Genomic DNA, 1012 nt, shown 5'->3' with positions numbered 1-1012 from the left:
GGGGCTCCGATTGCGGAGTGGTGCCTGTGATGATTGTAGAAGTGCAGCCATCCCGGTAGTGATGCTCGACGTTCGGTTTCTGACTTGTAGAACCGGGCGTAGGCCCAGCCGTCGGCGAGGGTGCGGTGGAAGCGTTCGATCTTGCCGTTGGTCTGTGGCCGGTAGGGGCGGGTCTTCTTCGCCGTGATCCCGAGTTCTGCGCAAGCATCGCGCCAGGCGTAAGACTTGTACGCCGAGCCGTTGTCTGAGAGGACGCGTTCGACTCCGACACCCTGGTCGGCGAACCAGGACACCGCACGGCGGAGCACGCCGATCGCGGTGTCTGCCTTCTCGTCAGAACAGATCTCGGCGTAGGCGACGCGGGAGTGGTCGTCGATGACGGTGTGGACGAACGCGGTGCCCAACCGTGGCTCGTAGCGATGGTTCCTGCTCGTGGTGCGGGCGGCGGTGGCTTGTCGGTTGCGTTTACCTTGAACGCGACCGACGAAACGCCAGCCACCGCCATCAGGGATGTTGTCGAACTTCGTGACGTCGACGTGGATCAGCGATCCAGGGTGGTCGTGCTCGTAGCGTCGGATCGGCTCGCCAGTGACCCGGTCAATCGCGCAGAGCCGGTTGATGCGGCAGCGCACTAAGACGGCATGGACTGTCGAGGCGGGTAGGCCGAGTTCGCCAGCGATCTGTGCCGGTCCCAGCCGACGTCGCCACCGCGCTTTCACGATCCGCTTCACCGCTGCCGGCGGCGTCTTCGCTGGCATCGACCGTGGGCGGCTGGATCGGTCGGCCATCCCTCCCGTGCCTTCGGCGCGGAACCTTGCCGCCCATTTGCGGGCGGTGACGGGCGAGACCATGAACATCTTCGCTGCGGCTGACGGCGGCCAGCCGTCCTCGACGATCAAACGCGCCAGTCGAAGTCGAGCGCGCGGGGTCAGGGCAGCGTTAGCGTGGGACACGAGGGCCTCCTGGTTCGTGAAGCGGTTGAACTCAACAGCTCCACTTCACAACCAGAGGC

At 65.1% G+C, this 1012-nt stretch carries 1 protein-coding gene; it reads right to left on the bottom strand.

Translation table 11 applies throughout. The annotated features are described in order from the left end of the window. Window positions 1-953, bottom strand: a 953-nt coding sequence (locus tag SCNU_RS19900; RefSeq protein WP_083812646.1) for an IS481 family transposase, incomplete at its 3' end; no start/stop codon positions are given. Window positions 954-1012: the final 59 nt, after the last annotated feature.

It is taken from the genome of Gordonia neofelifaecis NRRL B-59395, from assembly GCF_000192435.1.
GTDB lineage: Bacteria > Actinomycetota > Actinomycetes > Mycobacteriales > Mycobacteriaceae > Gordonia > Gordonia neofelifaecis.
Note: the sequence above shows the minus strand (reverse complement) of the source record. Positions and strands in the feature narration are given on the sequence as shown.